The following is a 22,290-nucleotide window of genomic DNA, read 5'->3' on the forward strand; positions in this document are numbered from 1 at the left end:
AAAGTACGCAATAAAAAAACGAGAATCTTACATAACAAAAAAAGCTGTTATGTATGAGTCTCGTTATTTAATATTAAGCCAGAAACTAAGTTCGCGGTTGTTGACTTAATCACATCAAAGATGCCAACTACTCCCTCATCATTAAATGAGTTATTTAATTATAACGAGATTATTATACTATATTTAGATTTTATAAATCAAGAAAATTATACCAATATCTAAAGAGACTATTCTTAGTATTTACAAAAATATCAATTTTAACACACTAATTCACAGATTCTGCTATATCTATGCCATGAATGGGTGATCAAGCTTGAACGACTTCAATCTAAACTTATTATAGGGAAATTTTAATATGAATGAAACAACTACTTGAACATGTAAATTTAGAAATTCACAAGGTCAATTACGTTCAATTAATATCCATAGTCTAGCTGATGACTTATCATCTGAAAAAATCACTAACTTTATGCCATATGTCATTGATAGTAAGGTCTTAGTTATTAACTAGGGCTAACCTAATTTAAAGTTCATCAGTATCATAGTCGCTTCAGTTACTAGAATATTAGTTTAGACTAGCAAGTAAAAGCCTCCATTCTTTTGATGAGGGCTTTTTAATTTATCTAAAATCTTATGACTTCTTTACAACTCAAACGACGTAAATCCAACTTTTTCGTCGCCTTCACAGTGTATAATGAGAAAATCATATGGAGGTGAATGCTGTGAGCCGTTATCAAAATAAACAAAAAAAGATTTGGTTTAATATTATCACACTTAATATTTTAACTTTAATTATTGGGGGATGCGCGTACTATTATTACGAAACAAGCACACTCATTAAATCGTTAAATACTAAAATCGAGCAACAAAATCAAACAATTGATCAACAACATCATGCCCAAACAGCATTAATTGATGCTAATCATTCGCTGCAACAACAACTAGAAGAAGCCCTACAAACAAAACTAACATTAGAAGATGAAAATACATCTCAAGAAGGTCAACTTGTAGCATTAACTGAGCAAAATGAGCAACTCAATCAGAATATTAGTAGCTTGAGCAGTCAGTTAGATGAACTAACTAAATTAAACGAACAATATATCGCCGAAAGACCACTCAGTGTTGTAGATCTGGAAACAAAATATCGAAAACTTCTTGGAGAGGCACAAACTAAAGCTAGTGAACTAGAGACAGCAAAAAATGAAGTTCAAAAAGAACATGATAAAATCCAAAACTATTATAATGAAATTAACGAACATTTTTATATTAAAGATGATTTAAAAGTAAAACTTGTTGAAACAAGAACGGAAAATCAGCATTATTGGGTCACTGAAGTGATTTCGTCTGATACCACTCCCCTAAAAGGAGCGATGGCCAATGATACGTACAATGGAAATCGGGAGACTATCTCCTCTATGGCCAATCGTTTAAATGCCGTACTTGCTATTAACGCCTCAGGCTTTTATGCTAAAACAAATAAACCAATGGGAACTGTCGTTCGCAACGGAGAACTTATTAGCCTTGACTCTGGCTATACAGAGGAAATTTTATCTTTACAATCAGATGGCAATTTAAATTTTACAACTGTTAATACAGAAGAAGAATTTAATTCCGGTAATATTGAGCAAACCTTTACTTTTGGTCCTATTCTTATTCGAGATGGACAAGCTACTCAGTTAAGTGATAAAAGTCGTCATCCAAGAACCGCAATTGGTCAACTCAATGATAATCGATATGTGATTGTTGTTGTTGAAGGGCGAATGGAAGGTGCGGATGGAATGACCTTAAATGAACTTCAACAAATTTTTTTAAATCTCGGATGCAAAACTGCCTATAACTTAGATGGTGGTGGATCGACTAGCCTTTACTTCCAAGGAAAATTAATTAACACTCCCTCTGATGGAAGTGAGCGCTCAGTGGTCGATATGATTTATTTCTAAAAGAACTTTCTCATAAATGAAAGTTCTTTTTTTACATAACTCCATTTATTTACTAAATAACAATCATCTGTATAAATAAAATAAAGTCTCCACCCATGTAAGTGATGAATTAAGAACATCTCTTTTACATAGAAAATTGGACTGTTTAAGTCAAAAACACAAAAAAAGAAGCCTTGGCTTCCTTTTTATTTTGATGAAATAATTTTTAAGGCTTCTTGATTAAAATTTTGTGCCCAATCTTGTACCTTTTTTTCTTTAACAACTAACTGTGGACAAATCTCTGCTAGTGGAATCATCACAAAATCACGTTCTGTCATATATGGATGTGGCACGATTAAACGTTCACACTCAATGGCCTCATCATTATAAATTAAAATATCCACATCGATCACACGAGGTCCCCACTTAAACTCACGTACACGTCCCAGCTCATTTTCAATCTGTTGACAAACATCCAATAGTTCAATTGGACCTAACGTCGTTTCAATTTCAACAACTAAATTCATAAAAATATCTTGGTCAACATATCCCCATGGTGCTGTTTCATACAAAGATGATAACGTCGTAATCGTTATTTGTTCGTGATGATTTAGTATTTGAATCGCATCATACAAATAACGCTTTTTATCTCCCGTGTTTGAACCTAGTCCTAAATAGGCTTTATTCATTCTCATCGCTCCTAACGTGTCACTGTTAAACTAACAGCAGCTGTGCCGTTAAAGTTTGCGATGGGTGGTTGCATTTTACGAACCTCAACTGTTACTTTCTCAACTGATAGATAAGTTTCAATTAACTTATTTCCAATACGATAAGCTAACGTTTCTAATAAATCAACATGTTCACCATACATCACATCTTCAACTAAAGCATACGCATCTGCGTAATTAATCGTTAAATTTAACGCGTCAACTGCTCCTGCTTTTACGACACAATCTGTTGTCATCCATACATCCACTTTAAATTTTTGATCAAATTCATATTCATGTGGACAAGCCCCATGGCGTGTAATAAAAATCATATCATTCAACATAATTTTTCCCATATTTATATCCTCACTTTATACATAATTTAAAAGGGTCTGCATCACTTTTGCTGCACGCGAATTTTCAAGTACATCATGTACACGCACAATTTCAATTTCTTGACTCACAGCAAAGCAAGTCGCTGCCATTGTACCTTCCGTACGATTGTTAACATCAAGCCCACCAAGTAAATGTCCAATCGATCCTTTCTTACTTACACCAAGTAAAATTGGATACCCTAGGTCATGTAATTCTGAAACTCGTTGCATTAATTCAATATTACCCTCAACAGTTTTAGCAAAACCAATTCCTGGATCAATAATAATTTTATCATCTGGTACTCCAGCTACTTTCACTAAATCAATACACTCTTTCAGCTCAGCTTTCACTGTATCAACAATATCTTCATATTCTGTTAATTCACCACTAATCGTAGTGATACAATTTGTTTCATTTAAATTCGGCTTACGATTGTGCATTAAAATAACATAAGCACCACTTTGAGCCATAACTTCTGGCATTAATGGGTCAAACTTAGCACCACCAATATCGTTAATAATTGTCGCTCCCGCTTCAACCGCTTGTCTTGCCACTTCTGCTTTATAAGTGTCTACTGAAATGGGCACATCAATTTCACTCGCTAATCGTTTAATAACAGGAATTACACGCGCTAACTCTTCTTCAAGTTCTACAATAGTTGAACCCGGACGTGTCGATTCACCACCGACATCAATAATATCGGCCCCATCTGCTACCATTTGTTTAGCTCGAGCCACAATCTCATCTAAATGTTGATAACTTCCTCCATCTGAGAAACTATCTGGGGTAGTGTTTAATATTCCCATAATTAATGTCTTTTTTTCACTTGGCCACATCATAATCCCTCATTTTTCATCAATATCCATAACTTAGTATAAGTATAATTCATCTTTTTCATGAAGTAAATAAAGAAAAAGCATCGATTACTCGATGCCTATTTTTGTTCAGTTAGCTCTTCTCCATGTACTTTGAAATATCCCTTTGGATGCTTACAAACTGGACAGATAGTCGGTGCTGCTACTCCATAATGAATATGCCCACAAACTTGACACTCCCAGGCAACGGGAGTTGCCTTTTTAAACATCGTGTCATCCTCTAACTCTTTGGCTAATTTCGCAAATCGTTTACTATGTATTTCCTCAATTTTAGCAATCATATTAAATGAAGCTGCAATTTGATTAAATCCTTCTTCTTTTGCCACTCTAGCAAACGTAGGATAAACTTGTTCATGTTCATGACTTTCGGCAGCGACAGATGCTAATAAGTTTTTCACCGTATTTTCTTGATATAAATCAACAGGATAAGCCGCATCAATCTCAATTTCTTCTCCATTGAACTCTTCAGCTAAATACTCAAAAAAGATTTTTCCATGCATACGTTCCTGTTCAGCGGTATAATTAAAAACATCCGCTACTAATGGATAACCTTGTTTTTGTGCAATCCCTGCATAAAAGGTATATCGGTTTCTAGCCTGCGATTCTCCCGCGAATGCTCTCATTAAATTTTTATGTGTTTCAGTCCCTTTTAAAGATGCCATATTCCCAACCTCCGTTAATCTGAATGATAATTTTATTGTGGGAGGTTCAAAAAAGATTATTCAAAAAAATTCAAACTTTAATTAATCTGCTATCAGTCACACACAAAAAGGACTCGCTTTCTCCTATTTTTTTGTTCATTAATATTTTTCTTGTAAATATCTACAAATCAGTACAAGCTGTGAATTAAATTCTTTTACATACGGTAATGTCGTATCTTTTTTCGGTTGAAAGCAGATAATTTCATCATCAGCAAATGATAAGATTAATCGGTGACAATTCTCAGCTAATTGGTACTCACTTTTCACAAGATAACGAAGACTTCGTGTAACTACGCGAATCACTTCTAAATCATAAGTAATCGTGATGAGTTGATAGGTTGGCGTAAAAATATAAAGAATCAAATCCTCATCACGACAGTATAAGTTTTTAGGATAGACGAGGATTTCATTATCTAAAATAAGGATTTCATCTAAAGCTTTTAACATATAAATAAGCGCAATCGATTGTGAATCAATATAACGCATTGAACTTTCTCTTAACTGGCTAATCGTAATCATAAAAAAACTCCCTTCACAACAACATATGTCGAAAAGGGAGTAGACATGCTTTTATTCAGTGATTCGTAATAAGTAATTATAAATAGCAAGTTGATCTTGATTTACAGGGCTCAGCTTTGGTTCTTTTAAGGTATATGGAACATGAACCACATCTCGAATGAATTTCATTCGTTTTTGAGCGACTTTTTCATAAAATTCTTTTTTATCTTTCGTTCTTAAATAGTTTTTTAATGGTAAGCTTAATTGCTCTAGTTGTGGATATTGATCATAATACAATGCCACTAAGTCAATCGTCGCTACATTTGCACGATCGTACTTCATGGTTTTAGGATTCAATAACTGAGTGTAGTAGTAACTTAGCTCTGTCATAATAGTAACATCTTGTCCATCTTTAGCTAATCGTTTCGTAGATTGGCTGGCATACTTTTGACTGTGTAAACTATGTCTTAAATGACTCGATTCTGCAAAATGTGTATTGATAACATCTTGTGCCATTAACCAGTTATAAACACTGTAGAAGTTGGCTAATTCTAGATGTCCTAGTTTTGCTAACGTTACAGAAATTCGATTTCTCAAATGACATCTAGCCTTAGCATCCTCCTCATTATGATATAAGAAAACATAAACTTTTAATCGCAATTGAAGTGGTAAATAATCGAGCGGTGTCGTCGGATAAACCCTGAATTTCCCTTGATAAATCCATGCAATTCGCTGAGTTAAGAACTTATTTAAGGTCTCTGTTTCTAACCTTGCATCTTGAAGAACATTTTGAAACGATGAATTAAAATATGACTCTAACCGATTGAGCTTTGATTTTGCTAATGAGACATACCAATCAGGTAATGTTTCAGATGCTTTTAACATCTGATAAACATATAAATATTTAATATTCAATAAATAACCTTTGCTTCCTATATCATTACTTGCTTTTTTAAATGGATTCAATAATGTAATATCAGGGTCATGTTGATAACTATCTAATAACTTCTCAGCTTTATAAATAGATTTTTTAAATTTCATATTTCTCACCCCACCTATATCAATTAAACTTTTAGGTTCCTATTACATTATATGCACGATGATGTCTATTTTTGTTAATGCTTTCCGAAAACATAAAAAAAGAAGGGAGGACTTCCCTTCTTCTATTCCACCGATAATTCTGTTTTTTCTTCAGAAACTTCTTCTTCAGTCACTAGCTCAATTGCTTCTTGTTCTGTTTCTAATTCTGCTTTTAAACGTGGTGCAATATCATTTAATAAATAATGACGAACTTGTTTTCCTAAATCTTCACGATTCAAAGCAAAATCAATTGTTGCTTTGATAAATCCAAACTTATCCCCAACATCATAACGTTGACCTTCAAAGTCATAAGCATACACAGCTTGACGATCCATTAAACGGTCAATTGCATCTGTTAATTGAATCTCTCCTCCAGCACCAGGCTCTTGATTTTCTAACATTTCAAAAATCTCTGGTGTTAAGACATAACGTCCCATTACCGCTAAATCAGATGGCGCGTCTTCTACCTTTGGTTTCTCAACCATGCCTGTTAACTTCACCATACGACCATTTTCGGTTGGTGTATGAGACTGAGATGGACGGACAATTCCATATTTCGACACCTCTTCATGAGGTACACGTTGAACTCCCATAATTGAGCATCCAATTTTATTATAAGCTTGAACTAATTGACGCGTAGCTGGATTTTCATCATTAACAACAACGTCGTCACCTAATAAAACGACAAACGGTTCATCTTTAATAAATGTTTTTGCGCATAAAATTGCATGCCCTAATCCTTTGGCTTCTTTTTGGCGCACATAATGAATTTGAGCTAAGTTAGAAATTCCTTGAACCATTTCTAACATATCCGTTTTTCCTTTTTTATCTAATGTATCTTCCAGCTCATATGATTTATCAAAATGGTCCTCAATCGGACGTTTCATTGAACTTGTAACAATTAAAATTTCTTCAATTCCAGATGCTACAGCTTCTTCGACAATATATTGAATTGTTGGTTTATCAACAATAGGTAACATTTCTTTTGGTTGTGCTTTTGTTGCAGGTAAAAAACGTGTTCCTAATCCTGCTGCTGGAATAACTGCCTTTCTCACCGGTTTACGCATGATTTCATCTCCATTTCACTTTTAACCGCTTTTTCTAAAGCAATTATATCATAATTTATTCTTACACATTGTAAAATTATTATAAAGATTTAAATTGATGAAATTTCTTATGTATTTTACTCACCAATCCTCACCAAATTCATAGATTAAATTAGGTAGTAAATCTACCGATCACTTAAGTGGGGTGAATATTTATGTTTGGAAATGGAAATTCTTGTTGTTTTATCTTAGTTTTATTTATTTTATTGGCAATTATCGCATGCTGCTGTAATGGTGGATTCTAAGCCGATAAAATTCAGTTATAAAAGTGATAAAGGACTCGTTTAACAGAGTCCTTTTTTATTAATCTAATGATATTTCTTCTAATAAACGAAAGACGTCTTTATTGGTGGCATCTAAACTTAATATTTGTTCAATATATTTCTTTGCCACGATTTCATCTCCAATTTTATGAGATTCCTGCACTAATATCAGATAACGTTCGATATTCGTCTTTATTAACTCATCTTTTAGTTGTAAGACGTACTCTTTTTGCTCATCTGTGATGGCATATTTTAAAGCATTATCAATACTTGTAATAAATAATTGATAAAACAGTGGATCATCAAAATAAGTCAACGCCTCTGATTGAGCTTTATCAATATAGTATTTATATAAAAGGTCTTTATACTGGTCAATTTTTTCTAATGTCTCATCCACTCGGATATTATAATTTAAAGCAGATTCTAGTCTTCCAATAACAAGTAGATATAAATGTTCCTCATAATATTTTTCAACCTGTTCATAAATACTCTCAACAACCTTTTCAGCTATTTGCGGTAACTTCTCTTGTGCCCGATAATAACGTTCTTCATCAATAGAATCTACTTCATTATAGTAGTAATAGGCAGATTCATAATTTTGACTTTCTTCAGCCTGTTCCCCTCTTAAAAAATTGGATTTAGATTTAATTAACTGATTCAAGCGTTCAATCTCCTGTTCTAATAATTCAGTTGGAACCAGTTCATATGCTTTCTCAAAACTAAGAAGAGCTCCTTTTAAATCATCATTATCCAGCGATACTTCAGCATTTAAAATATATTTATACATATCCACATAACGCGGAAGTTTACTAACAAATATACATCCTACCATTAGTACAGCAATAATTATTAATATCCATATACGACTTCGATTGTTTATCACCCAATGGTTCAAACGTTTTAATCTCGACATCTCTGTTGACTCCTTCACTGCAAAAGATGCGCCTAAAAAACTCATTCGCATCGATAAAACGATTTGAATGAGGAAATAATTATTTTTAATTAATCTATGTCTAGAGTACCAAAAATGCCTTAGTCATAAAAGCCTTTTATGATGACTATAAATAACCAGATTACTAAAATTGCTTTAATTGATTTTTTTTATTTTTACATTTAAATAGTCTGAATTTTCTCTTTAAAATAATGGGACCTTGTGTTTTAAACTTCATTTCAAGAAATTCATTAAATTGTTTTCCTAAATGACGCTTCACAATATAATTGATATAATTCTCATCCTCATACGATAAAAACAGAGACATACATTGCTTCACGTCACGGATTAAATGATTCGCCTCATATTCTGTCACGTCTATCTGTTCATAAAGCATTTTTAACTGCTGGTCAATATCTATCTGATGTTTTTGGTAAGGATCAATAATATTAAATTCATTACTGAACTCATTCATTAATTGATATAAGCTACTAATCAAACTTTGTTCATTTACTAAAATATAATGAATGCCGGTTGGCTTCAAAACTCGACTGGCTTCGTTTAATGATTCAATTTGTTGTTCTGCACTCTGAAGCTGAAAAGCAATTTTCGAAAAAACACGATCAAATGTATAACTTTCATAGATTAGATTAGTATATTCCATTTGACCAATAGAAATATTAATTCCTGTATCCATCAACTTTTTCTTTGTAACATTAACATTCAGTAATGACTGATCAATAATTTCAATCTCAAATCTCTCAACTTGTAGTTGGTGCGTCCATACTTCCTTCAAACATGTTCCGATATGGAGTACTTTTAAATCTTGATATAATTCAAACTTAGTATTGTTCTCTATCCAATCTGTAAATGCAGTAAGTTCTGTATCAGAATAGTACGCCATATATTTAATAAACATATTTAAAATCTTCAATTCATGATTCTCCATCATACTCACATTTCTTTTAGCTGACCTATTAAAATGCTTCTGACTTAATAAAGACACAATAACCAACCCCCAGTATTAGCTATAAATTCTCTTCTGTGTACAAGAAATAACGATAACTCTCCTTATAACAGAAATTCCCCCAAGTTTTTCTATCTTGTTTTGTAAAAATGCTCTAAATTTAGAGATTCCCGATTTGAAAATTTGATTCTTAATATCTTTAAACTCTGGATCACATAAAATAAACCCAATTAAATCATCCACATTATCAACCATCCATTGAGTTTGATATTCGCTCGACTCAATCGTTGAAAAAGTACTAGCTAACAATTGTTCAACTTCTTGTATATTCGATTGGAGATGTCGTGATAGCAGTTGATTTACATATAAATTCAAGTCATATTCTTCTAATAAACGATAAATAGAGGCATAGTAATCTTCTAAGATATGTGTATAATAAAAAGTTCCATCGGCTTTAAGTACACGAATCACTTCTGATAAAAGTGACGGATGATAACAATCTAGTTTCAAATCCAAATTACTTGAATAAACTAAATCGACCGTTTGATTTTCAATATCTAATCCTTCACTGTGATGTAAGGTCATATTAATATTGGAATGGTTTTTTAAAATTCGTTTTGCTTGTAAAATATTATCGATTTTCTCATCGACTAAATATAATTTCTGAAAGAACTGCGCATATTCCAAATTATGAGTCCAATAAATTTTAGAAAAACACCCTAACTCTAGGGCAACTTCATTACCCGTTAAATTCATTTTTTTAATAAACCATTGTATAAAGCTTTCTGGATTTAGACTATATCGTTGAAACATATATACTAAATCATACTGATGCGATTGATATGGGACCATCTTTAAATTATTATTTGTGACTGAAGTTAATATCATCTTATCAATATTACAAATGGTATATGTCATATTTCCTAAATCCCCCTTTAAAACTCACACAGCTACTTCTATCCCCTACTTATAAACAATACTATCTACATAATAAAGTTGCTTATGTGGATAAATAAAAACTCGATTTTCGTCGAGTAAATCAATAGTTTGACGAAAAATAAAGAAATCTATCCACAAAATTGTGCATAACTATATTCTAACATAATGTGGAAAAAAATAAATATTTTTATTACCACTTTTTATATTATTTAAGAATTAAACGTTGATTTTTGTCTAATCTTTATCGCTTAATATAATATTTTGTCTATTTTCGAATTAAACATCTATCGATTGTCGAAAAAACGATAGCGTTTTATCCCCAGATTTGATATTTCCCTTAAATCTTCATCAAAAAAAGAGGATTATCTCCTCTTTCTGTTTATAAATCAATAGCAGATCCACTTCGACACCAACGTACAAAGTGTTCACAATTATTTGTTATCAAATGATACTTCTCTTCACCTAATCGACTTAAGGCTCGTAACATGACAACTTCCTTAGGATATTTGATGGGACTATTTACTGTAAAAATAGGCTGTCCCTTTGCAAACTCTTCTAACGATACAATACAGATATGACTAAAATCATAATGAATCACCAATCCAAAACCTAAATATAACCCATGATGGGTATACGGAGTAGGACGAAATCTTTTTACGCAAATATGATCAGCGCAATCTAGATTATATTTTGATTGAATATATTGTTGATTCATCCTAAGATTCAAATCACTATCTATTTTATTGCCAATCGTTCTCCCAATACGACTGAGTTGATCAAATGCACCATAAACCTTTGGATGCTTATCCTGAACGCTCTCCAATAAACTAGAGGGTTTTGATCCTCGATTAGAAGAATTCCGTTTATTGTTATTGCTCAAGACTCTCACCGCCCTATACAATGGTTAATACAGTATATGTCAGTTGATGAAATTTGGCTCAAAAAAATGATGAGAATATCTCATAAAACACACCCTTCTAGCATATATATTGATATCAAAAAGCCCTATTAATTAAAAAAGGAGGAAGAGTATGAGATTTCAACTCGTTGATCCATCATATTGCGTTACCACTGATTTAACCTATCATAAACACGCCATCTATGAAGGCGTTCGTTCGCTTTATCCCAATGTTTCAATTAATGTCCACCGCTATTACTTCGAAATTGAAGATGAATCTTCACAAATCGTCTCTGACTTACCTTTGATTAATGAAGAAATAGCAGCTAGAGATCCCTACTTAAAATCTTTATTTAAAAATCACCCAGTTAAAACCGATAATGAAATCATTTTTTCACCTCTTTTATTTAAAAATGCGTAATCACTAACTACTCATATAAATTCAAAAAGAGCATGTAGCTCTATGACTCTAAAATTTCAGTCATTTTGATACATGCCCTTTTTATATACTTATTTTTGACGCTTTGAAAATAATGACTTCCAAAAACTCTTTTTAACAATCTCAATTGGTTGTCTCGGTTCAATTAGTTCATTTTGATAAACCTTTAATGGATTTTCAATAAATAGTTCTTTGGCTAAATTTGAATCTAACTGTGTCACCGCTTCTAATGCTTTTTGTACCTTTGGCGAACGTTTTCTCGGTGTATGCGCATCAGTGGCAATAAAGTGAATCATATGATGCTCAATTAATTTAAGTACTGTCTGTTGAACTCGTTCTCCAAAGAATCCACGAATACTTCCAACATTAGCTTGGCATAAAACACCGAGATTTAAGAATTTTAATAATAAATTCGGATCTTCCATAATCATTGGATAACGTTCTGGATGTGCCAAAATAGGTGTTAATCCCATTAATCTTAGTTCATAAAAAACATCTTCTGCATACATAGGAATATCGTTCATTGGAAACTCAATTAAAATGTACTGAGAGTTGTTTAATGTGCTGACTTCACCTTCTTGTACTAGCTTTGGTAAATCAGGTGTCATATATACTTCATGTCCTATTGATAAAGTCAAATCAATCTCTTCTTGAACAAATCTCTCATTCATTTCAGCGACTAAAGCCTCAACTTGCGCTTTATTGTAATAGTCACTATATTGGATGTAGTGTGGCGTACAAATAATATGATGAATTCCTTCACTCACCGCAATACGCGCCATTTCTAACGTTTCTTCAATATCTTTTGATCCATCATCAATTCCCGGTAATATGTGGCAGTGTAAATCAATCATCTAATTCCTCCCCTGTCTATTCTTTTATTTATTTTATCATAATTTCTATAAAATTACTTTTTAGACATTTTGAACTATCTGTTTATTTTAATTTTTATTTAAAATGTGACTTATATCATATTTTTAATGACTGACGTTTGTTATAATGAGACTAACAATGTGAGAAAGGATGAGCCTCATGAGTGAAATGATTTCAATGAAATGTGGTTGTGAATTTGAAAACGGACAAGCTGTTGCAGATAAAGTCCGTATGAAAGGTTTTGCTGATCGTGAAATGCCTCAACCAGCAACAATTAACTGTTCTTGTGGAGAAACTTATACAAAAACAAAACTGATTGATAATTGTCCAAATTGTAAAATGACATACGCTGTGACACCATGTTCAGCAGATGATCATAAATATATTGTTCCAGCTGGAATTAATTATTAAAAATAAGCGCATTAAAGGATAAACTTTAATGCGCTTATTTTTTTACTTTTTTTGTATAGTGACTTTAAAACCGATGAATACTATATACGAACTTATTTCGAAAGGATCGTGTTAAGATGAAACGCTTATTAATGACTTTATTCATTGGTTTAGCACTTGTAGCTTGTTCAAACACTAAAACAGATACAACCGATCAAAACAATGCAAATCAGAATAATACCACTCAAAATCAAAACAACAACGATACAACTACTGATCAAACAGCTGATGCTAACGTTAAATATCTTGAAGATTTAGGATATAAAGATGTTAAAGCTGCTACTGGTACAAATGCCCATCAGACATATAAATTAAATGAAGCAACTGCAGTTGATCAAAACATCTATGGTCAATGGGTTTTTACATGGGTTGAACCAGCAGAATATGTTGAAAAAGATGTCAATGTTCAACAATATACTGCAACTAAACACAATAAAAACTATGATGTTTTCGTTATGACAGATGCTAATCAGAACGTTATTGGTGGATACTACTACGAAGCAGGTCAAACAATGAATGAAGCTAAAATCTTAGATGAAAAACATACACCACGTATCGTAAAAGATTTCGAATCAACTTGGAATCGATTATTCAACATTAACCAAACAAACTCAACTGATACAACAGATACACAAGGTCAAAATCGATAATATAAAAAAGTCCAACAATGTTGGACTTTTTTAATTATTTCGATAGAACAGCTTTAACGACATACCGTTCTGGAGTGGGCCCCATATAAATAAATGGATAACACGTGACTAAAGTAATCGTTGGTTCTTCAGCAGTATGATAGATATATGGATCTTCTGGATCAACAATTTGAATCTCACTAATCTCAAACGTTAGCGTTCCATCTAACGTTTCTACAGTAATGTTGTCACCAATTTCAACATCTTTCAGATTCCATAAAATATTTTCTCGATGTCCATATAAAACAGAATTCCCTACTTCCCCTGGCTTAACTGTGCTTTCATCTAATCCAATCCCTTGCTTTAAAATAGCATCTGTCGTTCCCATACGTATTGGAATAATGTTATCATAATCGGAAATTTTTAATGTCCCAATTACACCATCAACTAATAGCTCCTTATTGTCTACATTTGACTGTTGATGTTGAGCTTTAATCCCTTCCCACTCGTGTAATGATTCATTCACTTTTTGATTCATTTCGAAGATTGGATAAATTGCCATGACACAACATCCTACTCCAATCACAATTAATAAAATAGAAAACCATTTTCTCATCATCAATCCCCCTATAGTAAAGGAGAAGACTTTCGGCTTCTCCTTTTTATTATTTACTGATCAAAACTCAAGTTATCAAACGATACAATTGTTTTTGTTTTATTTTTAGCATCGATATACTCGATAGTCACTTGATCTCCTTCACGACTAATTGGTAATTCTGGCGAAATTGTTCCAGATCCCATTAACAGTAATTCAGGATGTTCTTTTAAAATAATTGTATAGTACGTATTTCCATCCGTTTGACTCATTCCTAAACGGTCAATTGTAGCCGTAATTGTTTTATGCTCACCTGATGAAATATCAGAGAAGTTTCCTTGTCCACCGAAGACTAACTTCGTATAATTTGCACGAGCTTCATCCAGTGTTTCACCCGTTCCAACTTTAGAATAATCTTTAACATTAACAAATGCATATTGTTTAACTAATCCTTGATTATCTTTTAACGTCATGAAATAAGTTGGCTCATTTTCAACATTTAATAGTAATGGGAAACTTGATTGATATCCTAAATGCTGAACTTTCCCTTCTGCTGATTTCATTGCAGCTGTTTCAGTTGCTCCAGCAATTTTATAGAATGTTGTTTCTTTCGTACGTGTATTTGATAACATAAATCCAACCGTCGATTCATCTGAACCTGCTGATGTCATCCCTGTATAGAAATACCAATCACCGTCAATGTACATATAATTTGTCCCATGTGTTGTTTGAATAATTCCTTTTTTCGCAAATAATGTATTGATAAATCCGTTTGTATACCATCCCCAATCATTAATTTGATTAATCACAAATGATTGCGGTTGGATACGATCAATCCATTTTGGAGCATCTTCAACTGAATACTTCGCAGTTTCACCTGTTTGAGCATCGACTACAACAACACCTGTCGCATCAGCCCCACCGTGAATTCCAACTTTTTTCGTATAAGTTGTTACCACCCAATATGGACGACCATTATCGTCTAATTCAAACGAATAGTCCGTTAATCCTTCAAACATATTTCCTTCGAAATAAACTTTACGTCTAATATCATCATTAAAATAAGCCGATGGTAAATATTTTAATTTAATAGGATTTCCTTCCGCATCTTGTTGGACTAAACGTACATCTTGAGCATCTGTTGCAGAAACCATAATATATCCTGGTGTTCCTTCACGATTTGTAAACCATTTAATAATATCCACATGCTCAAGTGGAGCAACCCAGAATAATTCATCGTTCATACTAATTAACGTATAATCGCCAACATAAACTTGTGATCCAAGTCCAACATCTTCTCCTAATTTCTTATCTCCTAGGCGACGAGCATAAGCCTCATCTACTGTTGGAATTTTTGATAAATCAACCATCGGAATGTCTTCTGTGAAATCCTTTGTTTCAATTTCTCCAATTAAATCACGATATTGCTGACTTAAAAGAATTGGGGTAGATGAAACTTGATACCCAATATAAATCACAAACAATGTGATAACACAAAATTTGATTGCCTTACCTGGAAAATGAATCGATTGACCTTTGGCTAAATCTTGAAAAATATAACGAACATCTTCATAGAAATAAGCGATAATCGCAATGACTAATAATGCAAAAAATAAATTAAATCCCTCTTCAAATCGAATATTTAGAGGTACTAGTAATACGTAGTCCGCTATTAAAAATAAAATAATCAACGGAACAATGGTTACTAAAATATTTTTTAACCTTTTCATTCTACTCACTCCATTAATCTCTCTTCGAGTTCCATATCATTTAATGAGGCTATTATACCAAATAGTCCAATCTAATACCATAGTTTAAAATAAATCTGCCTACCAATTAAAATGGCTCTTTTCACACTCAAAAGATATGAGAAATATACAGCTTAATTCACCTAATATTTTACATACTTATACTAATCAGCTAATAAAGACTTACAACATTCTGCCGAAAATTCTATTCTCTTGTGGATTTTTTTTATCATTTAAAATTACTTTTCTATTCTATAAAAAAAGCTCTGACAACTGTCAGAGCTTATTAAGAAATCGATTATTAAGATAGTATGAGAATTTGAAGTTTTTTAAATCTGCGCTGCAAATCATAGATTTAAAGTTAGTCTTATTTTATTTGAGGAGTACAAAACTAATCTATAGGGAATATGTACCGAAATAATCGGTTATTCAAATTCACATTTTAGTGGTAATAATAAGCCTAATCTCATGACTGATTAGATTCATTATACTATCTCAAATTTCTTAACAGATTCTATTATACTACAAAATTTTGTATTTTTGTGAAAAAACACGAAAACTTTGTGATTTTTTATACTTTTATTTTTTTACTTCTATTATCCTATGACAGGCAGGGTATTATCATAAGCAATTTACGGTGCATGTGATAAAAATAGGGTGATTATAATCACCCTATTTTTATTAAATTACTGTTGAATAGCTGTTGAAACTTCATCAACCATTTTTAGTGTAGATGTAAATCCACCAGTTGCTGTGTACCAAACTGCTGCATCTAAGTAAATAATATTACCATTTTTAGCTGCATCTGTTGAATTGATTAATTCGTTATTTAATGTTCCTTGTGCTGATGATTCTCCACCGACAACTGCACCGCGATCAACAACGAATAAGTAATCTGGGTTTAAGTCAGCGATATATTCAAATGAAACTTTTGCTCCGTGTTGCGCAGCTGATTCGATGTTTTCATCTGCTTCAGCAAATCCAAAACCATTATGAATGATTCCAAAACGAGAAGATGCACCGTATGCACTAACAGATCCTTCGTTCGTTAACACAACTAATGCATTTGATCCTTGAGCGGTTACTTCTTTATTTAAAGCTTCAACTTTTTCATTAACTTCTTCTAATCCTTTTTTCACAATATCTTCTTTATTAAAGATATCGCCTAATAACGTCATATTTTCTTCAAATGATTTTAAATAATCCTCATTATCAAGTCCCATGTAAATAGTAGGAGCAATTTCATTTAATTCCTCATAATAATCTGCTTGACGACCAGAAATAATGATTAGGTCCGGATTCATTTCATAAACTGCCTCTAAATCTGGTTCTTTTAATGACCCTGCATTTGCATACTCATCTGATTCAAACTTTGATAAGTGAGCTGGTAATGAACCTGAACGTGGTAAACCTGTTACTTCAACTCCCATATAATCTAATGCATCCAAAATTCCAAAGTCGAAAACAACAACATTTTTAGGCTCTTCTTTGACTGGTGTTTCTCCGTATTCATGAGTAACAGTGATTGTTTTTAGCTCTTCTGATTCACCTTCACCTTGTGCATTTCCTTCACTTGCTGGTGCTTGAGCACATGCTGTTAAAGCCACTAACCCCGCTAATACTGCTGAAGTCGATAATAATTTTTTTAATCCTTTTTTCATTTTCTTCTCCACCTTTATTTTATATTTTTGACTAAGTTTAGTAATACACACAGATTTTTTTGTCATTGATTTCTTGAACATTAAAGTCCATGTCATATAACTTACTTAATGTTGACGCCTGCATAATTTCATTGACTGTTCCAGTTACAGCAATCTCACCATCTTGTAATGCGATAATTTCATCTGAATAACAAGAAGCAAAGTTAATATCATGAATAACAATCACAACGGTTTTACCTAATTCATCCGTAATTCGGCGTAGCATCTTCATAATCTGAACGCTATGTTTCATATCTAGATTATTTAATGGTTCATCTAAGAAGATATAATCCGTGTCTTGAGCTAAAACCATTCCAATAAAAGCACGTTGTCGTTGCCCTCCACTTAATTCATCTAAGAATTTATGTTGAATATCTTCTAGTTGCATATAGGCTAATGCCTCATCAATCTTAACCTGATCTTCTGATGTTAGATTTCCTTGACTATGTGGGAAACGTCCAAAGGCAACTAAGTCACGAATGGTTAAACGAACATTTAAGTGATTACTTTGTTTTAAGATTCCCATCACTTTTGATAATTCTTTTGTGTCCCATTTAGAAATCTCTTTTCCATCGATAAATACTTCACCTGAATCTTTTTTAAGCAATCGACTCATCATACCGAGAACAGTACTTTTTCCTGCACCATTCGGACCTATAAATGAAGTAATTTTACCACGCTTGATTTGGAAAGAAACATTATTCACAACTGCTTTAGAACCATATTTTTTTGAAATATTTTTAACCTCAATCATAAACGTTCCTCCTTCAATAAGATATAAATAAAGTAAAGTCCACCGACGAAGTTAATAATAACCCCTATGGTTGTATTAAATTGGAATACTCGTTCGACTAAGAACTGCCCTCCAATTAAAGCTAATAAGCTAAGTAAGATAGACGTTGGAATGACGATACTATGACGATAATCTTTAATCATTTGATAAGCTAAATTCGTGACTAAAATCCCTAAGAAAGTAATAGGCCCTACTAAAGCTGTAGAAACAGAAACCAAGATGGCTACAGCAACAAGCATTTTTCTAACCATTCGGTCATAATCAATCCCTAAATTAATAGCCTGTTCTTTTCCCAAAGCTATAACATCTAACTTTTTAGCATCTTTTAAAACCCAAAATAGAGTAAGTCCCATCGTAATAGTTGAGATACCCAATAAGGAGGACTTAACATTGTTGAAACTTGCAAACATCTTATTTTGAACAATTAAGAACTCATTTGGATCCATGACCATTTGCATAAATGATGATAAACTACTAAACAATGTTCCAAAAATCATTCCAATCATTAATAAGAAGAATAAATTTGTATTTTCTCTTCTAAACATCATTTTAAACAGTAGTAATGAGAAGATAATCATTAATCCTCCTGCTATCAAGAAGTTTAAGTTTGATCCCATTAAAGCGACATTCAATGATCCTAAAGAAAAGACAATTAATGTTTGAAATAAATTATAAAGTGAATCTAATCCTAATACACTTGGTGTTAAAATTCGATTATTTGTAACTGTCTGGAAAATAACTGATGAAACAGCGACTCCACTTCCTGTCATTGCAATTGCAATTAATTTTGGTATACGTCTTGATAAGGCGTATTGATAAGAGTTGGGGTTCAATCCATAAACTAAGAATAAAACACTACATACTACTACTAATAGGAATAGGATATATAAAACTTTATGCCGACGCATTTGAATCCCTCCTCATCAACATGTATAAGAAAATGACACTTCCGATAATTCCAACAGTTAATCCAATCGATACTTCATACGGATAAATGACTAAGCGTCCAATCACATCACAAATCAGTAAGAATACTGCTCCTAGTAATGCAGTATGTCCTAAACTATGTTTTAAGTTATCGCCTAAGTACATCGATACAATATTTGGAACAATTAATCCGATAAACGGAATCGACCCAATGGTAATAATGATGACCGATGTAATTAAAGCGACAATCGTTAATCCTACATTGACAATCCATTTATGATTAAGCCCTAGATTAGTTGAAAAATCTTCTCCCATCCCAGCAATCGTAAATTTATTGGCATATAAGAAAGCGACAACAACAAGAGGAATACTTAAATAAAGTAACTCATAATTTCCTTTCATGATGTTCGTGAAATCTCCCTGTGCCCAAGAAGAAATATTTTGTACAAGATCAAACTGAGAAGCAATAAAGCTTGTGATCGAATTGACGACATTTCCAAGCATCATCCCGATTAACGGAATAAATAAGGAATTTTGAAATTTTACTTGCTTCATAATCCCCATAAATAAAAATGTTCCAAATAATGAACAAATAAAAGCAAACAGCATCTTATGGACGAGTGAAGCCCCTGCAAAGAATACCATTGCAATTAACATTCCTAACTTTGCAAAATCCATCGTTGCTGCTGTCGTTGGTGAAACAAATTTATTTCTTGTCAGCTGCTGCATAATTAAACCGCAGATACTCATTCCAATCCCAGTTACACAAACACTTAATAAACGTGGTATACGACTGACAAATAAAATATATAATTGATGACTATCGCCATTTAAAATTGCTGATAGTGTCACTTCACCGGCTCCAATAAACACGGAAATGACGGATAAGATGATAAGCAAAGTTGCTAAATATCTCTTCTTCAAGTCTACCCCCTCTTTCTTTATCTTCATATTTACTCTTTATCTTCTATATGCTATAATAACCTCAACGAAATTGATAATCGTTATCAAATTACTGATTATATTATAGCAGTTATAAAAATTAATTTCTTTGATTATATTTAGATTTTTATAACTATTTTTACGTTAGTGGTGTTTTCTGTAAATAAGCACCTTTTAATATAATGAGCGAGGTGTGGATATGAAGCAAGAAACTATAAATGAGTCTAATAAAGTAGGTTTATATGGACAGCGTGTCTACCACTATGTAGAGCAAAATTTTGATCGTCAATTAAAACTTGAAGATGTTGCAAGTTATTTTCACTTGAATAAATGCTATTTTTGTTCTGTTTTAAAAAAAGAGTTAGGAAAGACATTTTCACAAATTGTGAATGAAGTTCGAGTTGAAAAAAGCAAAGAGCTATTAAGAGAAGGAAATCTCTCAACATTATCAATTGCTCTATCAGTAGGATTTAATAATCAAAATTACTTTAATATGACATTTAAAAAACTAACAGGAATGACTCCTTTACAGTATCGTAAAATTGCTCATCCCAACGAAAAAGAGGCGTAAGTAACTAGTTACTTACGCCTCTTTTATTATTAATCAACTAAAATTTCTCGTAACACACGTCCATCTGCTTCAGGCATTTCAAATCCTAAAATAGCTGCACATGTTGGAGCAATATCCACAACTTTAGCAACAGAAAGTTCTTTTCCTTCTAATACTCCTGGACCACTTAAAATTAAACATGGCTGTTCTCCTTTACTTGGAATATGACCATGTGTCCCACGACTTACACGGTAATCTTCATTCATGATAGGATTTTGGTAATCCGCCATAATATTAAATCCAAATGAAGATCCTTCTTTTGCTTCTAAAACAAAGGTGAAGTTTCCATCTAAACGATATGTTTTCTTCACTTGCTCACGAGTAAAGATATGCTCAATATATAATAACTCACGATTTTCATTTAATAATTGATACACTTTATCTGTTAACTCTTGATCAGTTGGGTCTTTTAAATAAACATGAGCCGAAACAGCACTTGATTGAACATAGGCTTGCCAATCTGTCATATTTCCTTCTTCATCTACTGTTAACAATCCATTTTCAATTAATAATTTATTGGCATTAACGCTCATATCAATATCTACTTGACCGTGGTCTGAACAAAATACAAATGTTGTTTGCTCGTATAATCCTTGAGCTTTTAATTCATCCACAACAATAGCTAACATATCATCTAAATACTTATAAGCATCTACTAGCTTTTCAGATAATACACCATGTGAATGACGATAATGATCTGGTAATGTCATATGCATTAATGTTAAATCTGGCTGATAGCGATTAATCACATATTTTGAAGCTAATGCAGAGAATTTATCTGTTGAATAGTAATTTGGTAATGTCCATGCTTCCGCACAGTAATCCCACATTTCTTGTGTTAAAACAGCATTTGAGTTTTTGCGAATTTCTGATTCTTGTTCTTCTTTTGGATAATGAATCCCTGCACGTTGAATAACATAGTCTACGTTAGCTCCTACTAAAGTTGGCCAACTATTAATGAATGCTGAATATCCATTTTCTTGCGCCAACTCAGGTAAAATTTGAGCTTTGTTTTGTGTACGTAATTCATACCAAGGTGCTTTATTCATTAATGGTGTGAACACTTCATTTGTAATAACACCATGCTTTTCTGGATAAGTTCCTGATACAATCGAGGCATGTGCTGTATAAGTCATTGATGGATAAACTGTTTCAACTGACTTAACAATTGATGCTTTTTCTAAAATCGGGGCGAATGTCGGTAAAGTTTTTAAAATTTCAATATCTTTACCAATCATTGCGTCTAAGGAAATTAATAATAATTTTTTCTTCATTGATTCCACTCTCTTTCTTGCTGTACTCCTCTAACTTGATGCTACAAATCA

26 protein-coding genes are annotated in these 22,290 nt (G+C 32.6%); 7 read left to right on the forward strand and 19 right to left on the reverse strand.

Annotated features, from left to right (window positions below):
- Positions 1–421 precede the first annotated feature (421 nt).
- Positions 422–511, forward strand: coding sequence for a hypothetical protein (locus AT726_RS13575; RefSeq protein ID WP_443079966.1), 90 nt, complete (start codon positions 422–424; stop codon positions 509–511).
- A 196-nt stretch (positions 512–707) separates the two neighbouring features.
- The gene (locus tag AT726_RS05160; protein ID WP_144436957.1) at positions 708–1,940 is read left to right on the forward strand and encodes a phosphodiester glycosidase family protein; all 1,233 of its coding nucleotides are present in this window, start codon (positions 708–710) and stop codon (positions 1,938–1,940) included.
- Between the two features lie 185 nt (positions 1,941–2,125).
- Here the strand turns inward: AT726_RS05160 and folK are convergent, their stop codons facing one another.
- The 7 genes from folK to galU all read right to left on the reverse strand — a co-directional run bounded on the left by folK (position 2,126) and on the right by galU (position 7,222).
- Positions 2,126–2,608: a 2-amino-4-hydroxy-6-hydroxymethyldihydropteridine diphosphokinase gene (gene folK, locus AT726_RS05165; RefSeq protein WP_068759182.1), complete on the reverse strand. Its 483-nt coding sequence runs from the start codon at positions 2,606–2,608 to the stop codon at positions 2,126–2,128.
- Positions 2,609–2,619: 11 nt separating this feature from the next.
- Complete coding sequence (folB, locus tag AT726_RS05170; RefSeq protein ID WP_068759183.1) at positions 2,620–2,982, reverse strand: dihydroneopterin aldolase; 363 nt, start codon at positions 2,980–2,982, stop codon at positions 2,620–2,622.
- A gap of 15 nt (positions 2,983–2,997) precedes the next feature.
- A complete protein-coding gene (folP, locus tag AT726_RS05175) occupies positions 2,998–3,837 on the reverse strand; it encodes a dihydropteroate synthase (RefSeq protein ID WP_068759184.1) in 840 nt (279 codons plus the stop codon).
- A gap of 98 nt (positions 3,838–3,935) precedes the next feature.
- The gene (gene rbr / locus AT726_RS05180; RefSeq protein ID WP_055277651.1) at positions 3,936–4,538 is read right to left on the reverse strand and encodes a rubrerythrin; all 603 of its coding nucleotides are present in this window, start codon (positions 4,536–4,538) and stop codon (positions 3,936–3,938) included.
- Between the two features lie 138 nt (positions 4,539–4,676).
- Entirely contained in the window at positions 4,677–5,096 is a 420-nt protein-coding gene (locus tag AT726_RS05185) for a DUF3908 family protein (protein WP_055277653.1), read from the reverse strand.
- A gap of 51 nt (positions 5,097–5,147) precedes the next feature.
- The gene (locus AT726_RS05190) at positions 5,148–6,116 is read right to left on the reverse strand and encodes a hypothetical protein (RefSeq protein ID WP_068759185.1); all 969 of its coding nucleotides are present in this window, start codon (positions 6,114–6,116) and stop codon (positions 5,148–5,150) included.
- A 122-nt stretch (positions 6,117–6,238) separates the two neighbouring features.
- Complete coding sequence (gene galU, locus AT726_RS05195) at positions 6,239–7,222, reverse strand: UTP--glucose-1-phosphate uridylyltransferase GalU (protein WP_055305056.1); 984 nt, start codon at positions 7,220–7,222, stop codon at positions 6,239–6,241.
- 194 nt (positions 7,223–7,416) lie between these two features.
- Here galU and AT726_RS12545 point away from each other — a divergent pair, with 194 nt between their 5' ends.
- A complete protein-coding gene (locus AT726_RS12545; protein WP_082411259.1) occupies positions 7,417–7,506 on the forward strand; it encodes a sporulation protein YjcZ in 90 nt (29 codons plus the stop codon).
- A gap of 58 nt (positions 7,507–7,564) precedes the next feature.
- On the opposite strand, the gene AT726_RS05200 is transcribed toward AT726_RS12545, so the two are convergent.
- The 4 genes from AT726_RS05200 to AT726_RS05215 form a co-directional block, all read right to left on the reverse strand.
- The gene (locus AT726_RS05200) at positions 7,565–8,437 is read right to left on the reverse strand and encodes a hypothetical protein (RefSeq protein ID WP_070099778.1); all 873 of its coding nucleotides are present in this window, start codon (positions 8,435–8,437) and stop codon (positions 7,565–7,567) included.
- A gap of 163 nt (positions 8,438–8,600) precedes the next feature.
- Positions 8,601–9,461: a class I SAM-dependent methyltransferase gene (locus AT726_RS05205; RefSeq protein ID WP_068759186.1), complete on the reverse strand. Its 861-nt coding sequence runs from the start codon at positions 9,459–9,461 to the stop codon at positions 8,601–8,603.
- 18 nt (positions 9,462–9,479) lie between these two features.
- Positions 9,480–10,340 carry a hypothetical protein gene (locus AT726_RS05210; RefSeq protein WP_068759187.1) on the reverse strand — a complete coding sequence of 287 codons (861 nt, stop codon included), beginning with the start codon at positions 10,338–10,340 and terminating at the stop codon, positions 9,480–9,482.
- Between the two features lie 400 nt (positions 10,341–10,740).
- Entirely contained in the window at positions 10,741–11,184 is a 444-nt protein-coding gene (locus AT726_RS05215; protein WP_237297212.1) for a lecithin retinol acyltransferase family protein, read from the reverse strand.
- 208 nt (positions 11,185–11,392) lie between these two features.
- Here AT726_RS05215 and AT726_RS05220 point away from each other — a divergent pair, with 208 nt between their 5' ends.
- On the forward strand, positions 11,393–11,680 hold the full coding sequence (locus AT726_RS05220; RefSeq protein WP_055242438.1) for a hypothetical protein: 288 nt from the start codon (positions 11,393–11,395) through the stop codon (positions 11,678–11,680).
- A gap of 89 nt (positions 11,681–11,769) precedes the next feature.
- On the opposite strand, the gene AT726_RS05225 is transcribed toward AT726_RS05220, so the two are convergent.
- Positions 11,770–12,552, reverse strand: a complete 783-nt coding sequence (locus AT726_RS05225) for a tyrosine-protein phosphatase (RefSeq protein ID WP_055242435.1) — start codon at positions 12,550–12,552, stop codon at positions 11,770–11,772.
- A gap of 178 nt (positions 12,553–12,730) precedes the next feature.
- On the opposite strand from AT726_RS05225, the gene AT726_RS05230 reads away from it, so the two are divergent.
- On the forward strand, positions 12,731–12,982 hold the full coding sequence (locus tag AT726_RS05230) for a hypothetical protein (protein ID WP_082411238.1): 252 nt from the start codon (positions 12,731–12,733) through the stop codon (positions 12,980–12,982).
- A 116-nt stretch (positions 12,983–13,098) separates the two neighbouring features.
- Positions 13,099–13,671, forward strand: coding sequence for a hypothetical protein (locus tag AT726_RS05235; RefSeq protein WP_068759188.1), 573 nt, complete (start codon positions 13,099–13,101; stop codon positions 13,669–13,671).
- Between the two features lie 34 nt (positions 13,672–13,705).
- Here AT726_RS05235 and AT726_RS05240 read toward each other — a convergent pair whose 3' ends face one another.
- The 6 genes from AT726_RS05240 to AT726_RS05265 form a co-directional block, all read right to left on the reverse strand.
- On the reverse strand, positions 13,706–14,266 hold the full coding sequence (locus tag AT726_RS05240) for a class D sortase (protein ID WP_055305045.1): 561 nt from the start codon (positions 14,264–14,266) through the stop codon (positions 13,706–13,708).
- Positions 14,267–14,319: 53 nt separating this feature from the next.
- Positions 14,320–15,975, reverse strand: a complete 1,656-nt coding sequence (locus AT726_RS05245; protein ID WP_068759189.1) for a hypothetical protein — start codon at positions 15,973–15,975, stop codon at positions 14,320–14,322.
- Positions 15,976–16,679: 704 nt separating this feature from the next.
- Positions 16,680–17,654: a siderophore ABC transporter substrate-binding protein gene (locus AT726_RS05250; RefSeq protein WP_055242426.1), complete on the reverse strand. Its 975-nt coding sequence runs from the start codon at positions 17,652–17,654 to the stop codon at positions 16,680–16,682.
- A gap of 37 nt (positions 17,655–17,691) precedes the next feature.
- Positions 17,692–18,447: an iron ABC transporter ATP-binding protein gene (locus AT726_RS05255; protein ID WP_068759190.1), complete on the reverse strand. Its 756-nt coding sequence runs from the start codon at positions 18,445–18,447 to the stop codon at positions 17,692–17,694.
- Positions 18,444–19,394 (reverse strand): iron chelate uptake ABC transporter family permease subunit, encoded by a 951-nt coding sequence (locus tag AT726_RS05260; protein WP_068759191.1) that lies wholly within the window; start codon positions 19,392–19,394, stop codon positions 18,444–18,446. The genes AT726_RS05255 and AT726_RS05260 overlap by 4 nt, the downstream gene beginning before the upstream one ends.
- On the reverse strand, positions 19,381–20,337 hold the full coding sequence (locus AT726_RS05265; RefSeq protein ID WP_068759192.1) for an ABC transporter permease: 957 nt from the start codon (positions 20,335–20,337) through the stop codon (positions 19,381–19,383). Before AT726_RS05265 ends, AT726_RS05260 begins: the two co-directional genes overlap by 14 nt.
- Positions 20,338–20,554: 217 nt before the next feature.
- On the opposite strand from AT726_RS05265, the gene AT726_RS05270 reads away from it, so the two are divergent.
- The gene (locus AT726_RS05270; protein WP_055242418.1) at positions 20,555–20,926 is read left to right on the forward strand and encodes a helix-turn-helix domain-containing protein; all 372 of its coding nucleotides are present in this window, start codon (positions 20,555–20,557) and stop codon (positions 20,924–20,926) included.
- Positions 20,927–20,955: 29 nt separating this feature from the next.
- Here AT726_RS05270 and AT726_RS05275 read toward each other — a convergent pair whose 3' ends face one another.
- A complete protein-coding gene (locus tag AT726_RS05275) occupies positions 20,956–22,239 on the reverse strand; it encodes an alkaline phosphatase family protein (RefSeq protein ID WP_055305035.1) in 1,284 nt (427 codons plus the stop codon).
- Between the last annotated feature and the right edge of the window lie 51 nt (positions 22,240–22,290).

The organism is Turicibacter sp. H121, assembly GCF_001543345.1.
In the GTDB taxonomy this organism is placed as follows: domain Bacteria; phylum Bacillota_I; class Bacilli_A; order MOL361; family Turicibacteraceae; genus Turicibacter; species Turicibacter bilis.

Coding starts and splice junctions, on each gene's coding strand:
- AT726_RS05160 (WP_144436957.1), top strand. CDS start 708: ATGGAGGTGAATGCTGTGAGCCGTTATCAAAATAAACAAAAAAAGATT.
- folK (WP_068759182.1), bottom strand. CDS start 2,608: ATGAATAAAGCCTATTTAGGACTAGGTTCAAACACGGGAGATAAAAAG.
- folB (WP_068759183.1), bottom strand. CDS start 2,982: ATGGGAAAAATTATGTTGAATGATATGATTTTTATTACACGCCATGGG.
- folP (WP_068759184.1), bottom strand. CDS start 3,837: ATGTGGCCAAGTGAAAAAAAGACATTAATTATGGGAATATTAAACACT.
- rbr (WP_055277651.1), bottom strand. CDS start 4,538: ATGGCATCTTTAAAAGGGACTGAAACACATAAAAATTTAATGAGAGCA.
- AT726_RS05185 (WP_055277653.1), bottom strand. CDS start 5,096: ATGATTACGATTAGCCAGTTAAGAGAAAGTTCAATGCGTTATATTGAT.
- AT726_RS05190 (WP_068759185.1), bottom strand. CDS start 6,116: ATGAAATTTAAAAAATCTATTTATAAAGCTGAGAAGTTATTAGATAGT.
- galU (WP_055305056.1), bottom strand. CDS start 7,222: ATGCGTAAACCGGTGAGAAAGGCAGTTATTCCAGCAGCAGGATTAGGA.
- AT726_RS12545 (WP_082411259.1), top strand. CDS start 7,417: ATGTTTGGAAATGGAAATTCTTGTTGTTTTATCTTAGTTTTATTTATT.
- AT726_RS05200 (WP_070099778.1), bottom strand. CDS start 8,437: ATGTCGAGATTAAAACGTTTGAACCATTGGGTGATAAACAATCGAAGT.
- AT726_RS05210 (WP_068759187.1), bottom strand. CDS start 10,340: ATGACATATACCATTTGTAATATTGATAAGATGATATTAACTTCAGTC.
- AT726_RS05220 (WP_055242438.1), top strand. CDS start 11,393: ATGAGATTTCAACTCGTTGATCCATCATATTGCGTTACCACTGATTTA.
- AT726_RS05225 (WP_055242435.1), bottom strand. CDS start 12,552: ATGATTGATTTACACTGCCACATATTACCGGGAATTGATGATGGATCA.
- AT726_RS05230 (WP_082411238.1), top strand. CDS start 12,731: ATGAGTGAAATGATTTCAATGAAATGTGGTTGTGAATTTGAAAACGGA.
- AT726_RS05235 (WP_068759188.1), top strand. CDS start 13,099: ATGAAACGCTTATTAATGACTTTATTCATTGGTTTAGCACTTGTAGCT.
- AT726_RS05240 (WP_055305045.1), bottom strand. CDS start 14,266: ATGAGAAAATGGTTTTCTATTTTATTAATTGTGATTGGAGTAGGATGT.
- AT726_RS05245 (WP_068759189.1), bottom strand. CDS start 15,975: ATGAAAAGGTTAAAAAATATTTTAGTAACCATTGTTCCGTTGATTATT.
- AT726_RS05250 (WP_055242426.1), bottom strand. CDS start 17,654: ATGAAAAAAGGATTAAAAAAATTATTATCGACTTCAGCAGTATTAGCG.
- AT726_RS05255 (WP_068759190.1), bottom strand. CDS start 18,447: ATGATTGAGGTTAAAAATATTTCAAAAAAATATGGTTCTAAAGCAGTT.
- AT726_RS05260 (WP_068759191.1), bottom strand. CDS start 19,394: ATGCGTCGGCATAAAGTTTTATATATCCTATTCCTATTAGTAGTAGTA.
- AT726_RS05270 (WP_055242418.1), top strand. CDS start 20,555: ATGAAGCAAGAAACTATAAATGAGTCTAATAAAGTAGGTTTATATGGA.
- AT726_RS05275 (WP_055305035.1), bottom strand. CDS start 22,239: ATGAAGAAAAAATTATTATTAATTTCCTTAGACGCAATGATTGGTAAA.